This window comes from Ciceribacter ferrooxidans (genome assembly GCF_004137355.1).
Classification (GTDB): domain Bacteria; phylum Pseudomonadota; class Alphaproteobacteria; order Rhizobiales; family Rhizobiaceae; genus Allorhizobium; species Allorhizobium ferrooxidans.
On the sequence record NZ_SDVB01000391.1, the window covers coordinates 21,295 to 37,328 of the forward strand.

15 protein-coding genes are annotated in these 16,034 nt (G+C 65.6%); 5 read left to right on the top strand and 10 right to left on the bottom strand.

What is annotated here, in order from left to right; translation table 11 throughout:
• Position 1: 1 nt before the first annotated feature.
• The 9 genes from EUU22_RS23680 to EUU22_RS23720 all read right to left on the bottom strand — a co-directional run bounded on the left by EUU22_RS23680 (position 2) and on the right by EUU22_RS23720 (position 9,051).
• Positions 2-1,507, bottom strand: coding sequence for an inorganic phosphate transporter (locus EUU22_RS23680; protein ID WP_129334428.1), 1,506 nt, complete (start codon positions 1,505-1,507; stop codon positions 2-4).
• Positions 1,508-1,625: 118 nt separating this feature from the next.
• On the bottom strand, positions 1,626-2,132 hold the full coding sequence (locus EUU22_RS23685) for an NUDIX hydrolase (RefSeq protein ID WP_129334429.1): 507 nt from the start codon (positions 2,130-2,132) through the stop codon (positions 1,626-1,628).
• 155 nt (positions 2,133-2,287) lie between these two features.
• Positions 2,288-3,055: an HAD-IIB family hydrolase gene (locus tag EUU22_RS23690; RefSeq protein ID WP_245485277.1), complete on the bottom strand. Its 768-nt coding sequence runs from the start codon at positions 3,053-3,055 to the stop codon at positions 2,288-2,290.
• Entirely contained in the window at positions 3,037-4,377 is a 1,341-nt protein-coding gene (locus EUU22_RS23695) for a glycosyltransferase family 4 protein (protein WP_129334430.1), read from the bottom strand. Before EUU22_RS23695 ends, EUU22_RS23690 begins: the two co-directional genes overlap by 19 nt.
• Before the next feature lie 142 nt (positions 4,378-4,519).
• A complete protein-coding gene (locus EUU22_RS23700; RefSeq protein ID WP_129334431.1) occupies positions 4,520-5,203 on the bottom strand; it encodes a LutC/YkgG family protein in 684 nt (227 codons plus the stop codon).
• A gap of 5 nt (positions 5,204-5,208) precedes the next feature.
• On the bottom strand, positions 5,209-6,639 hold the full coding sequence (locus EUU22_RS23705) for a LutB/LldF family L-lactate oxidation iron-sulfur protein (RefSeq protein ID WP_129334432.1): 1,431 nt from the start codon (positions 6,637-6,639) through the stop codon (positions 5,209-5,211).
• Positions 6,640-6,650: 11 nt separating this feature from the next.
• On the bottom strand, positions 6,651-7,430 hold the full coding sequence (locus tag EUU22_RS23710; RefSeq protein WP_129334433.1) for a (Fe-S)-binding protein: 780 nt from the start codon (positions 7,428-7,430) through the stop codon (positions 6,651-6,653).
• A complete protein-coding gene (locus EUU22_RS23715) occupies positions 7,427-8,281 on the bottom strand; it encodes a FadR/GntR family transcriptional regulator (RefSeq protein WP_245485278.1) in 855 nt (284 codons plus the stop codon). Before EUU22_RS23715 ends, EUU22_RS23710 begins: the two co-directional genes overlap by 4 nt.
• A gap of 89 nt (positions 8,282-8,370) precedes the next feature.
• Positions 8,371-9,051 (bottom strand): hypothetical protein, encoded by a 681-nt coding sequence (locus tag EUU22_RS23720; RefSeq protein ID WP_129334435.1) that lies wholly within the window; start codon positions 9,049-9,051, stop codon positions 8,371-8,373.
• 232 nt (positions 9,052-9,283) lie between these two features.
• Here EUU22_RS23720 and EUU22_RS23725 point away from each other — a divergent pair, with 232 nt between their 5' ends.
• Positions 9,284-10,558, top strand: a complete 1,275-nt coding sequence (locus tag EUU22_RS23725; protein WP_129334436.1) for a DUF3422 family protein — start codon at positions 9,284-9,286, stop codon at positions 10,556-10,558.
• A 7-nt stretch (positions 10,559-10,565) separates the two neighbouring features.
• Here the strand turns inward: EUU22_RS23725 and EUU22_RS23730 are convergent, their stop codons facing one another.
• Positions 10,566-11,462: a LysR family transcriptional regulator gene (locus EUU22_RS23730; protein WP_129334437.1), complete on the bottom strand. Its 897-nt coding sequence runs from the start codon at positions 11,460-11,462 to the stop codon at positions 10,566-10,568.
• Positions 11,463-11,598: 136 nt separating this feature from the next.
• On the opposite strand from EUU22_RS23730, the gene EUU22_RS23735 reads away from it, so the two are divergent.
• The 4 genes from EUU22_RS23735 to glcF all read left to right on the top strand — a co-directional run bounded on the left by EUU22_RS23735 (position 11,599) and on the right by glcF (position 16,019).
• A complete protein-coding gene (locus EUU22_RS23735; protein WP_129334438.1) occupies positions 11,599-13,032 on the top strand; it encodes an FAD-linked oxidase C-terminal domain-containing protein in 1,434 nt (477 codons plus the stop codon).
• On the top strand, positions 13,032-14,249 hold the full coding sequence (gene glcE / locus EUU22_RS23740; RefSeq protein WP_129334439.1) for a glycolate oxidase subunit GlcE: 1,218 nt from the start codon (positions 13,032-13,034) through the stop codon (positions 14,247-14,249). Before EUU22_RS23735 ends, glcE begins: the two co-directional genes overlap by 1 nt.
• Complete coding sequence (locus EUU22_RS23745; RefSeq protein WP_129334440.1) at positions 14,246-14,644, top strand: DUF4870 family protein; 399 nt, start codon at positions 14,246-14,248, stop codon at positions 14,642-14,644. Before glcE ends, EUU22_RS23745 begins: the two co-directional genes overlap by 4 nt.
• A gap of 70 nt (positions 14,645-14,714) precedes the next feature.
• The gene (gene glcF / locus EUU22_RS23750; RefSeq protein ID WP_129334441.1) at positions 14,715-16,019 is read left to right on the top strand and encodes a glycolate oxidase subunit GlcF; all 1,305 of its coding nucleotides are present in this window, start codon (positions 14,715-14,717) and stop codon (positions 16,017-16,019) included.
• Positions 16,020-16,034: the final 15 nt, after the last annotated feature.

The following is a 16,034-nucleotide window of genomic DNA, read 5'->3' on the forward strand; positions in this document are numbered from 1 at the left end:
TTCAAACGAAGAGCAGGAACATAACCCAGTAGAGCAGCGCCGCAAGCCCCGCCGCGGCCGGGACGGTGATCACCCAGGCGGCGAGAATGCTCAGCATGTGTGAGCGACGCACCAGCTTGCGGCGATGCTGTTCGTCGGCATTCGGTTCGCCGCTGTCCTCGGCGTCAGGGTTGCCGTTCTTCTTCTGGATATAGGCGCTGCGTCGCCTGGAATGGCGCGTGTACCACTCACGAAACAGGCCGACGCCGAACACCGCGCCGACGGCGATGTGGGTCGAGCTCACCGGCAGACCGAGCCAGGAGGCGGAGATCACCGTCACGGCGGAGGAGAGCGAGACGCAGTAGGCGCGCATCGGATTGAGTTTGGTGATCTGGCTGCCAACCAGCCGGATCAATCGCGGGCCGAAGAGCAATAGGCCTGACGAGATGCCGAGTGCGCCGATCCACATCACCCAGGAGGGTGCCTCGCCGCTCCGCAGCGGCCCGCCGGCGCTCAGGGCGTCGACGATCGCCGTCACGGGGCCGATCGCGTTCGCCACGTCGTTGGCGCCGTGGGCGAAGGAAAGGAGCGCGGCGGCAAAGGCGAGCGGCAGGCGGAAGAGCTTGCGGAGCGACTGGTTACGGTTTTCCAGTCCGATCGACTGGCGGGCGACGTAAGGGATGCTGGCGAACCACACGACAAGACCGGTGGTCGCGCCGAAGATCGTCGCCGTTGCCCGGCTCATATGGTAGACCTGCCCGCTTCCCCTGATCGTCAGATAGCTCGCGAAGGAGCCGACCATCAGACCGACAAGTACGGGTACCCATCGCCGTGCCGCGGCGATCTTGTCGTCCTGATAGATGATGACGGTCTTGAGGAACCAGAGGATCAGGGCGGCGATGGCGCCGCCGAGCAGCGGTGACACGACCCAGCTCATCGTGATCCCGATCATCGTCGACCAGTCGACGGCGCCGAAGCCGCTGGCGGCGATGCCGGCCCCCATCACGCCGCCGACGATCGAGTGCGTGGTCGAGACGGGCGCGTTGGTCCAGGTGGCGATGTTGATCCAGAGGGCTGCGGCGAGCAACGCCGAAAGCATGATGAAGGAAATGATCCTGGGATCGGTCGCCTCGCGGCTGTCGAGCAGGCCAGAGGCGATGGTGGCGACGACGTCGCCTCCGGCGATCACCGCGCCGGCGATCTCGCATACGGCGGCGATCACCAGCGCCGCGCCGATGGTGAGTGCCCGGGCCCCGACTGCGGCTCCGACATTGTTCGTCACGTCGTTGGCGCCGATGTTCATCGCCATGTAGGCGCCGATACCGGCTGCGGCGATCAGCAGTGCGCCGCCCGGCTGTCCGAGACCGTAAGCGCCGGCGAACACGGTCGCGAACACGAGGAACACCATGCCGAGCGCAACGGGGACGTGCCGGCGAAGCACGAAATGCCGCGCCTCCTCGACATAGGTGACCTTGTCGAGATCCTTGTCGAGTGTCGGCTTGAAGAGCTTCGGCGGCGCGCCGGCCATGAGGTGTCTTTCTTCGGTGGGAACGGGCCGGTCCGTTCCCGGTCGTCATTGATGTCGGCCCGGACGCCCTAACGGTGGTACGCGCCCACCGGAGCGGGCGAAATGCTCAGCCCCGGTCTCAGCCTTCCTCGGGTGTATCGTCCGCGGGCGGCATGTTCGCAGCCATCTGCGCCAGTCGATGGAAGAGCACCTTCAGCTCGGGTTCGTTGACGCGAGCGGTCGCCTCCTCGCAGCTTACCCATTCGAGGCGGCGGGTTCCCTTCTCCCGGAAATCCTTCGCCATCTCCTTCACCAGAAGAAGATGTACCTGGACGCGGCAGTGGATTTTCAGCCCCCCGTCCATTCCCTTGGCGTAGCTGTAGTAACCGAAGGGTTCGTGGGAAACCTTTCCCTTGACGCCGGCTTCCTCCCAGGCCTCGCGCTCGGCGACGGCATGCGACTTCTTGCCGGCCATCGGCCAGCCCTTCGGGATCACCCACCGGCCGGTGTCGCGGCTCGTCAGCAGCAGGACCTCGATGCCACCCTGCTTCTTGCGCGGACGATAGCACAGGGCGGCATATTGCTGGCGCGGCGGCCGCCGCAACATCAACTGCACGTCCGAGGCGATCCGGCTCATGATGGTCAATTCCCGCTGTCTCCTGTCTCCGTAGCTTACGCCGTGGTTGTGTTCGTTCGGTGACCTCTCCGAAATGGTGCGGCGAATCAGTCAAGCGACCGTTTAACCATCGATGTTGGATCAACGGCACGTCAGGTCAAGTGTTCTGCTTGCCCACTTTTGGGCTATGCACCGATCATGCGCACCCGCCAATGCCGGAGCCCGTCGATGACGCCGTCGGCCGTGTTGCGTTCGGCGAGATAAACGTCGTCGCGTTCCTCCGCGAGCCGGCGCAGTTCGGGATGGGCGTTGGCCGGAACGATGCCGCGCACGCCGTCGAGAAGGAACATGCCGAGATCGTTGCCCGTGTCGCCGGCGACGACCGCTTCGTGCAAGCCGATGCCGAGCTCTCCGCAAAGCCAGGTCAGCGCCTTGCCCTTGTCGGCATTGCCGGGCAGAACGTCAAGGTCGCGTCCGCTCGAATAGACGAGTTTCACCGAAAGGCCCTCGGCCCGCAGTTCCTCCTCCAGCGCCTCGATCCGTTCGAGCGGGGCATCGTGGAAATACCAGCTGGACTTGAGTGCATGCTGATAGCGTTCCGGCTGGCGCCTGATACCGGGGAGGGCGCGCAGGCGCTCCGCAATCCGGAGCGGATCATAATCCCGGTCGAGCGAAGCGGCGTAGGCTTCCGCGATCTCCGGCACCGTCGCGGCGTGCATCATCGTGCCGACGCCGCCGATGAGGTAGTCCGCCTCCGGCAGTCCTTCCTCGGCGATGAAGGCCAGGATGTCCTCGATCAGCCGGCCGCTGTTGTAAACGAGCAGCGGGCGGCTCGCGGCGTCGAGGCTCGCCCAGTAGTCGGCAAAGCGTCGCGAGGCATCCCGATCACCGGCAAGCGTGCCGTCGAGGTCGGAGGAGAATATCCGCACCGCGTTCAGTCGCCGTCGTTCCATGGTTCGTCCCAGTCCGCGTCGTCGAGCGCCTGCGCCACCGGACGGCCTTCGACCAGCGCCACGAGTTGCTGGGCAATCCCGGTCCAGGTGAAGAGACTGCGGGCCTTGTGGGCGCCCATGCGCGACAGCCGGCCATAGAGGCGCGGATGTTTGAGCGGTTTCATCATCGTGATGCCGAGGTCCTCCTTGTCGAAGGGATCGGCAAAGAGCGCATGCCGGCCGTAGCTCACCGCACGGAAGAGGCCGCCGTGAACGGTGACCACGGTCGGCGTGCCGCTGGCCATTGCCTCGATCGCGGTCATGCCGAAGGGCTCGTAGCGGCTCGAAAGCACGAAGAGGTCGGCAGCCCGGTAGTGGTCCGGCAATTCCTCGTCGGGAATGAAGCCCGAGAAATCGACACGGTCGGAAAGCCCCAGCGCCTCCACCTGCTCGTGCAGCTGCCGGAGAAGGGCGCTTTCCTGGGCGTCGAGATTCTCGCCTCCAAGCGCCAGTCGCAGTCGCGCGTCCGGAACGCGGTTCGCGAGCACCGAGAAGCCGTCGATGAGGAGGTCGTAGCCCTTGTTGGTCGCAAGCCGTCCGAGCGCCAGAACCACGTGGTCGGAGAAGCCGAGCCGCTGACGGATCATCTGGCGCGATGCCTGCGAGACCGGGAAGAAGCGATTGTCGTCATAGCCGGGCGGGATCATATGGACGCGGTTGCGCGCGAGCCCGTAATCGTCGAGCAGCATGTCGAGCTGGATCGGCGTCGTGGCGATCACCAACTGGCAGCTGCGGTAGATGATGAGCTCATGCTGGATGCGTTCACGGAAGTTGAATTCTTCCTCGAACTTGTCGGCGCGCTCCGGATAATCCGTCTCCATCTGGCGCTTCTTCCAGATGCCGAGCGAATGCGGCGTATGGATGTGCGGGATCGAGAGCGCCTCGGAAAGCCGCTGGCCGGCGACGCCGCCGTCCCAGTAGTGGCTGTTGACGAAGAGATAGGAAAGGCTCTCGCTCTTGATGAAGCGGAGAGCCTTTTCGCTCCATTCCGTCAGCTGCCGGTGCAGGTATTCCTTCGGAATGAAGTCCGGCCCGCCGCAGGGGATGCGGATTACGCGCACGTTCTCGTCGACCGTGTCGACCTGCGGCTGGTCCTCGAAGCGCCGCGTATAGATATCGACCTTGTGACCGAGCTGGCCGAGCTTCTTGGCCAGTTCGAGGACGTAGACCACCTGTCCGCCGGTATCGGCAGCTCCGAGCGGAGGATGGGCGGCGACATAGCCGTGGGTCGAGACGAGCGCGATCCGCGGCGTTTCGTGTAATCCATTGATTGAGTTTGTCATCCCGGTGCTTTTTTAGAAATTTGGTTCGTAAATGCCGGCTTTTGAACGCTGACAACTGGAACTTTGTTCCTGAAGAAGAATGTTTTTCTTCTCCGACCCGGGGATGACAGAGTTACGGATGGCCTGCCGGCCATCCGGAGGTTCAGGCGGAAGGCTCGCCGACGATGACGATGTGCAGGGCGCGCGGCCCGTGGGCGCCGAGAAGCAGCGTCTGCTCGATGTCTGCGGAGCGCGAGGGGCCGGTCACGAAATTCACCGTGCGCGGCATGACGGCCTTGCCGTTAACGGCCCGTAGCCTCGACCAGATCGCTTCCATGTCGCCGGCGATGTCGCGGGCGTCGAGCACGACGATGTGGTGCTCCGGGAGGAAGGTCAGGGTCACCGGATTGTCCGGGCCGGAAAGGAGCGCGAGCGTTCCCGTCTCGGCGATCGCGCCGAAGGCATGGCTGACGGCGGCGAGGTCGTGCCCGTCGGAGGCACCGTGGCGGATTTCGAGCGTGCGTTCCTCGCTCCATGGGGCAACGGCGAGCCGCGGATCGTTGCCGATCCGCACTGCGGCCGGCAGGTTGCGGCCCTTAAGATAATCGCTCACCGCCGCCGGTAGCGCCGCGAGATCGGAGATGCGGGTGGTGGTGGCACTGTACTTTTCCGCCATCGCGACGAAGAGGTCGGGGCGCGCCCCGCCCGGCAGCTGGCCGCGGGCCGGAATGATGCCGCGCGGCGTCTCGGCGAGGCGCGAGGCGACCGCAGAGCGGCGAGCATCGTCGTCCGGCGACGCTTTCAGCGACGCACGGACTTTCTTCAGAATTGCAGATTTGCCGTCCATGACGCTCACGCTCCCTGCCTGTTTTTCTGGCGATCCGCCCATTGCTGAAGGAAGGTCCGGCCTTCCGGTGCGGGCAGGTCGCGGTATTTCGTCCAGCCGGTGGCGAGCGGCAGCGCGCCGATCCGCCGCTTGTCGCCGCCGAGCATCGCGAGCGTCCTGGCGCCGAGCGAAGCCGCCAGCCGGTAGAGTGCCGGTCGCTTGGCGAAGAAGGCCCAGAGGCCAAGCCCGTAGCGGCTCGTCGCCGGTGTGAGGTGCCGCTCGAATTCCCGCTCGCGCCAGTGCCGCATCATCTTCGGCAGCGGGATGCGCATCGGACAGACGCTCTCGCAACGCCCGCAGAAGGTCGAGGCGTTCGGCAGGTGGCCGGACTGGTCGATGCCGAAGAGAGACGGCGTCAGCACGGCACCCATAGGACCGGGATAGACCGATCCGTAGGCGTGGCCGCCGACCGCGTGATAGACCGGGCAGTGGTTCATGCAGGCGCCGCAGCGGATGCAGCGCAGCATCTCCTCGAACTCGGTGCCGAGCATGGCCGAGCGGCCGTTGTCGAGCAGCACGACGTGGTATTCGTCCGGGCCGTCGGGGTCTTCCGGACGACGCGGACCGGTCGAGAAGGTGGTGTAGACCGACATGTCCTGGCCGGTCGCCGAGCGGGCGAGCAGCCGGAGGATCTGCGCGCAGTCCTCGAGCGTCGGCACGATCTTTTCCAGCGAGGCGACGACGACATGCACCTTGCCGAGCGTCTGGGTGAGGTCGCCGTTGCCCTCGTTGGTGACAATGACCGAGGTGCCGGTCTCGGCGACGAGGAAATTCGCGCCGGTGATGCCGACATCCGCCTGGAAGTAGCGCTTGCGCAGCACCTCGCGCGCCTCGGAGAGCAGCGTTTCAGGCGCGGTCAGGTCGCGGTCGGCCGGCAAATGGGTGTGGACGCGGCGGAAATCGGCCTCGACCTGGTCCTTGTTGAGGTGCACGGCCGGCGCGATGATATGGCTCGGATGCTCGCCGCGCAACTGGATGATGTACTCGCCGAGATCGGTCTCCACCGGCTCGACGCCCTGGGTTTCGAGGAACTCGTTGAGGTTGATCTCCTCGGTGATCATCGACTTGCCTTTGGTGACGGTCTTCGCGTTCACCTTGCGGCAGATGTCGAGAATGATCCGGCGGGCGTCCTCCGCGCTCTCCGCCCAGTGGACATGGCCGCCGGCCGCCTTCACTTTCGCCTCGTAGGCTTCGAGATAGAGGTCGAGATGGGCGAGCGTGTGGTTCTTGATGTCGCGGGCGTTGTCGCGCAGGAGGTCGAACTCGGGAAGTGCCGCGGCGGCCGTCGCGCGCTTGGCGATGAAGCCGGTCTCGACGTTCTTCAGCGCCTTCTGGAGCTGCGGATCGTGAAGGGCGGCGGCGCTGTTTTCCTTGAACTGCGGTGCGGTGAACTGCATCGGCCGGTTCCTCACTTGCCCGAGCCGGCGATCGGCGCCGTGTCCGTCATGCCGGCGAGGACCTCCGCCACGTGGCGGACCTCGACCTTCGAGCCCTCCCGCCGCAGCTTGCCGGCCATGTTCATGAGACAGCCCATGTCGCCGGCGAGCAGGACGTCGGCGCCGGCGGCCTCGATGTTCTCCGTCTTCTTGCCGACGATCTTGCCGGAGATATCGGAATACTTGATGCAGAAGGTGCCGCCGAAGCCACAGCAGACGTCGCTGTCGGCCATTTCCTTGAGTTCCAACCCCTCGACGCCGGCGAGAAGCTTGCGCGGCTGCTTGCTGATGCCGAGTTCGCGCAGGCCCGAACAGCTGTCGTGATAGGTGACGCTGCCCTCGAAGACCGCATCGACCTTGGGAAGGAACATCACGTCGGTCAGGAAGGAGACGAGTTCATGAACCTTCTCGGCGAAGGCGTGGCTTCGCGCCTCCCAGGCCGGGTCGTCCTTGAAGAGTTCGGGATAGTGCTTCTTCAGCATGGCGCCGCAGGAGCCGGAGGGAGCGACGACGTAGTCGAAACCTTCGAAGAGTTCGATCACCTGTTTGGCAAGCGCGCGCGTATCGGCCTTGTCTCCGGAATTGTAGGCCGGCTGACCGCAGCACGTCTGCGCCATCGGAACATGCACCTCGCAGCCCGCATCCTCGATCAGCTTGGCAGCGGCAAACCCGACGCTCGGACGAAACAGATCGACGAGACAGGTGGCGAAGAGGCCGACGCGCGGCCGCGCTTTCTGCGGTTCTGGGGTCATTTGGAAATATCCGTTCCTTCGGTTGTCGTCTGTTTCGAGGCGCGGCCGGAAGCCGGCTGTGCCGCGCGGCTCAGGAGCCGCAGGCGTGCGACGCGGCCCCGTTCGTCGGCGCGGTTTGCGTCCTCGACGGCCTGCATCACGAAATCGATATGGGCCTGGGCCGCCTGCTTGGCGCGCTCGCCGTCACCGGCGACGATCGCCTCGTAGATGGCGACATGCTGCTGCAACAGCCGCTTCCCGGCGTCCTCGAGCGCGAACACCGCCTTCCTGTTGAAGAAGATGCCCTGTGAGAGCAGGCGGTAGCAGGCGCGCATCGTGTGCAGCAGGATGACGTTGTGGGCGGCCTCGCCGATGGCGTTGTGGAATTCGATGTCGGCGGCGAGCTCGCCTTCGGCCGCGCCGTTCTCGTGTGCCCGCCGCATGTCGGCGATGATGCGGGCGAGAAGTGCCTTGTCGGTTTCGGTCGCGCGCCGCGCGGCAAGCTCGGCGGTGAGGCCCTCGAGTTCGCGGCGGTATTCGAGATAGTCCCGCGAGGCGCGCTGATGACGCGCGATGAGTTCTGTCACCGGTTTTGAGAACACCTGCCCGATGATATCCGCAACGAACGTGCCGCCGCCGTGCTGGCTGACGAGCAGGCCGCGTGCCTCCAGCTCCTTCAGGGCTTCGCGGAGGATGGGACGCGAGACGTCGAAGGCCTGCGCCATGTCGCGCTCGCCGGGCAGGCGGTCGCCATCGCGCAGCACGCCGTCGAGGATCAACTGCTCGATCTGCTGCACCACCTCGTCGGCCGTGCGGCTGTGGCTGATCTGGGTGAAAAGTCCCCGGTCCTTGTCGGCATCCGTCTCGGTCACGGCATTCTCCTTCGGGCGCATGTGTAGCAAGCGCCCGAAGGATTGGTCAATTAATTTGTCCAGTTTGAAAGGATGGCTTCGAGGGTTCGTCAGCCGAAGGTGAGGAAGAACTTCGAGTACGGCGCCTTCAACCCGCCGATCGCCGCCTTCGTCGCCGCGGCATCGTTGTTCGTCGCCGCGCCGCGAAGCTTGGCGACGCTGGTCTCGACAGCGCCGAGCAGGGCCTCGAAGTTGCCATCGGCTTCCTTCGGCGGATGCGCCTTGATGTCGGAGAGGAGGTATTCGAGCACGGCGGCTTCCTCGCGCACCGCTATGGTATCGGCAGCATCCATGCCGAGAACCTTCTCCATGCGCGCGTGATAGGCGTTCATCCGGTCGGAAAAGCTGTAGATGTCGTTGCGAAGATGCAGGTCGCCGATTTCGTCGCGGATGCCCTCGAGCGTGGCGTGCGCCTTGGCGAGGTCGCCGCCGGCAACCTGGGCCGAGGCATTCTCGGCGATGGCCGTCACCTTCTTCATTGTGTCGGGGAAGGCCGCATCGTCGACATATTGCGGCGGCGCCGGCAGCGCCGCAAGCGCCGACCATGCCTTGGCGAAGCGGTCGAGCGCGGCGGCCGATTCGGTATTGCCGCCCGTGTTGGTCGCAAAGAGGGCCGCCCGGTAGTCGCCGTAGGCTGTCCGCAGCCTGGCCTCGAAATCCCGGACCTCCCCGGCCGTTGCTGGCAGGGCGAGGAGAAGGGCGACCAGAAGGGCCGGCATGGAACGTCTCATCGGGTATCCTCCTTCACGGGGCATTCGTCGTCGGTCTTTTCGCCGCGTCGGGCAGCGACGCGCGTTGCCGGTATTCATGGCAGCAGTCTCGAAAAACAGCAACAATAACGATGCGCATGTCGCCTAAGTGCGACGAATGTAAGGCCCTGTGGCAAACGACCCCCTGACGGGCGGGCGTGACATTTGCTAGAAGGGGCCGATTGATCGCCGAACGACGGAGTGGGAGTTGGGATTGGACACCGGAAGACTTGCATTTCCCGCGGCACCGGAGCGGGCAATTGCCCTCGGCGAAATCCACGCCCGACCCTTTCCTCTCGTCAAGTCGTCTCGGGTGATCCTGCAGCTCGCCTTCATGATGGACGGCGGGGCTGCCGTGCACCACAGCGTCCTTGCGGAACTATCGCGGGCCGCCGGCGTGTCGCCGCCGGATCGCGCCTCACGGCATCATGCGATGGCTTGGGGGGCGGGCACGTTGCGCTGGGAACGGCACACCGAATTCTCCGCCTGGCTCTGGGAAGGGCCGGCGCCGGAAAATTTCGGCGGCGACATTACCACCCATCCTTTCGGCAGCGCCTTTTCCGCGCCCGGCCCGCTGATCTCCGGCATCCGGCTCGAAATCCGTCCCGAGGGCAAGGAGGCGACGCTGGCGATCGGCAGTTTCGACCCCGCGAGCCTCTGCTACAGCGAGGTGAAAAAGGGGCAGGCCACCGTCGTCACCGACTTCCGGCAGGACGGCGATGGATTGACCCGCATCCTGGTCATCGACCGCGGACTGAACGATGCGGGCCGTGGTGCGCTCGTCCAGCGGCTTCTCGACATCGAGACCTACCGGACGCTCGCCATGCTCGGCCTGCCGCTCGCCCAGACGCTGTCGCCGGAGATCCGGCGCATCGAGGACGGACTGACCGCCGTCACCCAGCGCATGAAGGGGCATGCGCGCGAAGAGGCCGATTCCATGCTCGGCGAGATCACGCGGCTCGCCGCCGAACTCGAGGCGAACGCCGCCCTCAGTCTCTATCGTTTCGGCGCGAGCCGGGCCTATGACGGCATCGTGCGCGAGCGTATCAAGACGCTCGACGAAAGCTCCGTGCCCGGCTTCGAGACGATCGGCTCCTTCCTCGAACGGCGGCTGGCGCCGGCCATGCGCACCTGCCAGTCGGTCGAGGAGCGACAGGCCAACCTCTCGCGCAAGCTGTCGCGTGCCACAGGCCTCGTCCGCAGCTGGATCGACGTGGAGCTGGAGCGGCAGAATTCCGACCTGCTCACGACCATGAACCACCGTGCCGAGATGCAGCTTCGTTTGCAGCAGACGGTCGAAGGTCTCTCCGTCGCGGCGATCTCGTACTATGTGGTCGGCCTGATCGGCTATCTGGTCAAGGCGGTGAGCCACGAGATCATCCCCGTCGATCCGGGCATCATCACCGGGCTCTCCGTTCCCTTCGTCGTGCTCGGCGTATGGCTCGTCGTACGGCGCATCCGCAAGCACCATGCGGAGGGCGGCAAATAGACGCCGCTCACCGTTCCCAATAGGGCACGGGTCCGTAGAGCTCGGCCAGGTAGTCGATGAAGAGGCGCACCTTGGCCGGCAGGAACTGGCGGCTCGGATAGACCGCCGAAAGCGAGACGTTGCGAGAGCCTTCATAGGCCGGCAGCACCTGCACGAGCTTGCCCGCCTTCAGCTCCGGCCCGACGTCCCAGGTGGAGCGCAGCGCGATGCCGAGACCCGAGATGACCGCCTCGCGGATCACCTCGCTGGAATTGGTGACCAGCATGCCGTCCGGCCGGAGGTTCAGTGCGCCGTGCGGCCCTTCCAGCCGCCAGGCGTCGTAATTGTGGGCGGGCAGGCAGCGGTGCTTCTTCAGGTCGTCGATCGTCTGCGGCATGCCGTGCTCGGAGATGTAACCGGGCGAGGCGCAGAGGATGCGCCGTACCGGCGCCAGCCGCCGGGCGACCAGCGAAGAGTCGCTGAGGTCGGCAATGCGGATCGCGAGGTCGAAGCCGCCGCCGACGATGTCCGTAAACTCGTCCGAGAGCACGAGGTGGACCGCAAGCTCCGGATGGGCGTCCATGAAGGTCTTGAGGTGCGGCGCGATGTGCAGCCGGCCGAAGGAGGTCGGTGCGGAAATCTTGAGGGTTCCGCGCACCTCCGACGATCTGCCGGAGGCAAAGGCCTCGGCGTCTTCGATACCGGCGAGCACCGCCACGACCCGCTCGTAGAAGCCTTGACCGGCCTCGGTGAGCGAGATCTGCCGGGTGGTTCGCTGCAGGAGGCGGGTGCCGAGCCGGTCCTCCAGCCTTTTGATCCGCTTGGAGACAACCGCCGGTGAGAGGCCGAGCGCCCGCGCCGCGGTCGACATGCTGCCGGTGGCGATCACCCGCGAGAAGACCTCGAGATCTCCGAGATTGGTCATGCGGTCTCCATTCTTTCCGGTTTTGTCATAAGTCCATAGCATTTGCATGGATTTGGTCAAAGTGGTAAAGAAAGAATACCAGTTGAAGCCGTGGACAGGGCGGTGTATGCCGATCTTGCCTTGCGAAGGAAGGACCATGACGGAAGCCATCAAGTTTCTTGAGCCCGATGCCGCGATCCTTGCCCGGCGCAAGGAGATCGTCGACGACCTCGCCGAACTGGTCCCGCCCGAGCGCCTCGTGCACGAGCCGGTCGAACTCGTCCCCTTCGAGACGGACGGTTTCCTCGCCTATCGCCGGCGACCCCTCGCTGTCGTATTGCCGGAAACCACCGCCCAAGTCGCGGCGGTGATGAAATACTGCCATCGCTACGGCATCCCGGTCGTTCCGCGCGGGGCGGGGACCTCGCTTTCAGGCGGCGCCATTCCGCAGGAGGATGCGGTGGTGCTCGGCCTCTCGGCGATGTCGCGCATCCTCGATATCGACTATGCGAACCGCACCGCGACCGTTCAGGCGGGCGTCACCAATCTTTCGATTTCGGATGCCGTCGGCGCTGACGGCTTCTTCTACGCACCCGATCCGAGCTCACAGCTTGCCTGCACCATCGGCGGCAATATCGGCATGAATTCCGGCGGCGCTCATTGCCTGAAATACGGCGTCACCACCAACAATCTGCTCGGCGTGAAACTGGTGCTGGTCGACGGCACCGTCGTCGAACTCGGCGGCAAGGCGCTGGATGCGGCGGGTTACGACCTTCTCGGCGTCGTCTGCGGTTCGGAAGGCCAGCTCGGGATCGTCACCGAGGCCACGGTGCGGCTGATCGCCAAGCCGGAAGGCGCGCGTCCGGTCCTCTTCGGCTTCGACAGCGCGGAAGCCGCCGGCTCCTGTGTCGCCGACGTCATCGGCGCCGGCATCGTCCCGGTCGCCATCGAATTCATGGACAAGCCGGCGATCGAGATATGCGAGGCCTTCGCCCATGCCGGCTACCCGCTCGATGTCGAGGCCTTGCTGATCGTCGAGGTCGAGGGATCCGAGGCCGAGATGGAGGCGATGCTCGCCTCGATCGTCGAGATCGCCCGTCGCCACGGCGTCCGGACGGTGCGCGAGAGCCAGTCGGCGCTGGAAGCGGCGCTGATCTGGAAGGGCCGCAAATCCGCCTTCGGTGCCACCGGCCGCATCGCCGACTATATCTGCATGGACGGCACCGTGCCGCTCGGGCAGCTTGCCTACGTGCTCAGGAAGACCTCCGAGATCGTCGATCGCTACGGCTTGAGGGTCGCCAACGTCTTCCATGCCGGCGACGGCAACATGCATCCGCTGATCCTCTACAACATCAACGATCCCGAGGACGCCGCCCGCGCCGAGGCAGCCGGCATGGAGATCCTGAAGCTCTGCGTCGACGCCGGCGGCTGCCTGACGGGCGAGCACGGTGTCGGGATCGAGAAGCGCGACCTGATGCGCCACCAGTATTCCGATGTCGACCTCGCCCAGCAGATGGCGGTCCGCGCTGCCTTCGACCCGGCCTGGATCCTCAACCCTTCGAAGGTCTTTCCGCTGGAGGGACGGGAGTGATGGCGCCACAGTTGACTCCCGCGACCGAAACCGAAGCGGCCGAAATCATCCGCGACCATGCCGAGCGGGCGGTGCCGCTGGAGATCAGGGGCGGGGGTACGCGCGCCGGCTTCGGCAACCCCGTACAGGCGGCCGCGACGCTCTCCTCGTCCGGGCTTTCCGGTATCCTCACCTACAATCCGGCGGAAATGGTCATGACCGCACGCGCCGGCACGCCCGTCGCCGAGATCGAGGCGGCTCTCGACGCCAACGGACAGGCGATGGCCTTCGAACCGCCGGACCATAGGTCGATCATGGGAACGGCAGGCGAGCCGACCATCGGCGGCATCTTCGCCGTCAACGCCTCTGGTCCACGCCGCATCACCGCGGCTGCAGCGCGTGACAGCCTGCTCGGCGTGCGTTTCGTCAACGGCCACGGCGAGGTCGTCAAGGCCGGCGGCCGGGTGATGAAGAACGTGACGGGCCTCGATCTCGTCAAGCTGATGGCGGGCTCCCACGGCATGCTCGGCCTCCTGACGGAGGTGACCTTCAAGGTGCTGCCGCGTCCGAAGACGGTTGCGACCATAGTGCTTTCCGGGCTCGACGACGAGGCCGCCACCCATGCCATGGCGGCGGCGATGGCACTGCCGGTGGAAGTCTCGGGCGCCGCCCATCTGCCGGAAAGCGTGAAATCACGCTTCCTCTCCGGCGGCTTGCCCGACGGCCCGGCGACCGTCCTGCGCGTCGAGGGTCTCGAAGCCTCTGTTACCGTACGGGCGGAGAAACTAGCCTCCGCCATGCAGCGCTTTGCGCCGACGACCCGCCTCGGTCCTGAGGAAAGCGCGGTGCTGTGGCGCGAAATCCGCGACGTCAAGCCCTATGCCGACGGCACGATGCGACCTCTCTGGCGCGTCTCGGTGGCGCCCTCCCAGGGCGAGAAACTCGTCGCGGCGCTGCGGCTTGCGACCGGCGTCGACGCCTTCTACGACTGGCAGGGCGGCCTCGTCTGGATGCGGATGGAGGCGGACCCGGAAGCGGATATCCTCAGGCGCTACATCCGGGCGCTCGGCGGTGGCCATGCGACGCTCATGCGGGCCTCCGCCGCGGTGCGGGCATCCGTCGCCGCCTTCGAACCGCAGGAGCTGGCACTGGCCTTGCTTTCCCAACGGGTTAAGGCAAAATTCGACCCCGTGGGGATCTTGAATCCCGGCCGCATGACGACAGGAGAACCTGCATGACCGAGCCGACCTCGCAGATGCCGCAGACGCCGCCAACGCCGCCGACCCGCCGCACCGACAACTGGATGGACCCCGGAAAGCTCAACGTCCAGATCATCTATGTCCTTTATCTCGCGAGCTTCGTGATCGGCATCACCGCCGTGGTGGGCGTGGTCTTCGCCTACCTCAACCGCGGCAAGTCCGACCCGTGGCTGGAAACCCACTACACCTGGGCGATCCGAACCTTCTGGATCGGCATCCTCTATGTCGCGATTTCCGTGGTGCTGACGCTCGCGCTTGTCGGCGTGATCCTGGCGATTGCCACCGCCGTCTGGGTGATCGTGCGCTGCGTGATCGGCCTGCAGCGGGTGAGCAACGATCAGCCGATCGAGCGGCCGGAGAGCTGGCTGATCTGACCGGGAAATATCCCGACAAACAAGGGAGGGAGGGGCAGGGCCTCTTCCTCCATGCGCTGGAGTTTCGAGTTTGCAGACCAATTTCACCGCCGAACAGCTGGCCGATCCGCACGTCGCGGAAGCCGAGCAGATCCTGCGCAAATGCGTGCATTGCGGCTTCTGCACCGCAACCTGTCCGACCTATGTGACGCTCGGCAACGAACTCGACAGTCCGCGCGGGCGCATCTACCTCATCAAGGACATGCTGGAGAACGGCCGGCCGGCCGACGAGCAGATCGTGCGCCACATCGATCGCTGTCTTTCCTGCCTCGCCTGCATGACCACCTGTCCTTCCGGCGTCGACTACATGCATCTCGTCGATCATGCCCGCATCCACATCGAAAAGACCTACCGGCGCCCCCTGATGAACCGCCTGACCCGCGGTGTGCTCGCCATGGTGCTGCCCTATCCGGCGCGCTTCCGCTTCGCCCTTACGCTTGCCCGCATCGGCCGGCCCTTCGCCGGTCTCCTGAACCGCGTGCCCCAGCTCAAACCCTTCGGCGCCATGCTCGAGCTCGCCCCGCGCGCGCTGCCGGCAAAGGCGACTTCATCCGCGGCCATGGCGCCGACCGCCGGTGAGCCGAAACGCGGCCGCGTCGCGATCCTGGCGGGCTGTGCCCAGCCGGTGCTCGATCCCGGCATCAACGAGGCGACGGCCCGGCTGCTGACGCGTCTCGGTGTCGAGGTCGTGGCACCGGAAGGCGAGGGCTGTTGCGGGGCGCTGGTGCACCACATGGGCCGCGAGGAACAGGCGCTCGATTTCGCCCGCCGCAACGTCGATGCCTGGATGCGTGAGATCGAAAGGGGCGGTCTCGACGCCATCATCATCACCGCCTCCGGCTGCGGCACGACGATCAAGGATTACGGCCACATGCTGCGGCTCGACCCGGCCTATGCGGAGAAGGCGGCGCGCGTCTCGATGCTCGCGAAGGACGTGACGGAATATCTTTCGACGCTCGAACTCCCCCGGCTCGAAGCGAAGGGGATGGTCGTCGCCTATCACTCGGCCTGCTCGCTGCAGCATGGCCAGAGGGTGACGATGGCGCCGAAGGCCCTGCTGGCGAATGCCGGCTTCACCGTGCGCGAACCGGCGGAAGGTCATCTCTGTTGCGGCTCCGCCGGCACCTACAACATCCTGCAGTCGGAAATTTCCGGGAAGCTCAAGGCGCGCAAGGTGAAGAACCTCGCCGCGACGAAGCCGCAGGTGATCGCTGCGGGCAATATCGGCTGCATGACCCAGATCGGGTCGGGAACCGAACTGCCGGTGGTCCACACCGTCGAGCTTCTCGACTGGGCCTATGGCGGGGAGCGCCCGCGGAAATTAGCCAAATCCTAAGGATGACACGTTAGG

What these genes read in the sequence shown, in the direction of transcription:
- EUU22_RS23745 (WP_129334440.1), top strand. Translation starts at nt 14,246, where the DNA reads ATGACCGAGCCGACCTCGCAGATGCCGCAGACGCCGCCAACGCCGCCG.
- EUU22_RS23735 (WP_129334438.1), top strand. Translation starts at nt 11,599, where the DNA reads ATGACGGAAGCCATCAAGTTTCTTGAGCCCGATGCCGCGATCCTTGCC.
- EUU22_RS23720 (WP_129334435.1), bottom strand. Translation starts at nt 9,051, where the DNA reads ATGAGACGTTCCATGCCGGCCCTTCTGGTCGCCCTTCTCCTCGCCCTG.
- EUU22_RS23705 (WP_129334432.1), bottom strand. Translation starts at nt 6,639, where the DNA reads ATGCAGTTCACCGCACCGCAGTTCAAGGAAAACAGCGCCGCCGCCCTT.
- EUU22_RS23690 (WP_245485277.1), bottom strand. Translation starts at nt 3,055, where the DNA reads ATGGAACGACGGCGACTGAACGCGGTGCGGATATTCTCCTCCGACCTC.
- glcE (WP_129334439.1), top strand. Translation starts at nt 13,032, where the DNA reads ATGGCGCCACAGTTGACTCCCGCGACCGAAACCGAAGCGGCCGAAATC.
- EUU22_RS23680 (WP_129334428.1), bottom strand. Translation starts at nt 1,507, where the DNA reads ATGGCCGGCGCGCCGCCGAAGCTCTTCAAGCCGACACTCGACAAGGAT.
- EUU22_RS23695 (WP_129334430.1), bottom strand. Translation starts at nt 4,377, where the DNA reads ATGACAAACTCAATCAATGGATTACACGAAACGCCGCGGATCGCGCTC.
- EUU22_RS23710 (WP_129334433.1), bottom strand. Translation starts at nt 7,430, where the DNA reads ATGACCCCAGAACCGCAGAAAGCGCGGCCGCGCGTCGGCCTCTTCGCC.
- EUU22_RS23730 (WP_129334437.1), bottom strand. Translation starts at nt 11,462, where the DNA reads ATGACCAATCTCGGAGATCTCGAGGTCTTCTCGCGGGTGATCGCCACC.
- EUU22_RS23700 (WP_129334431.1), bottom strand. Translation starts at nt 5,203, where the DNA reads ATGGACGGCAAATCTGCAATTCTGAAGAAAGTCCGTGCGTCGCTGAAA.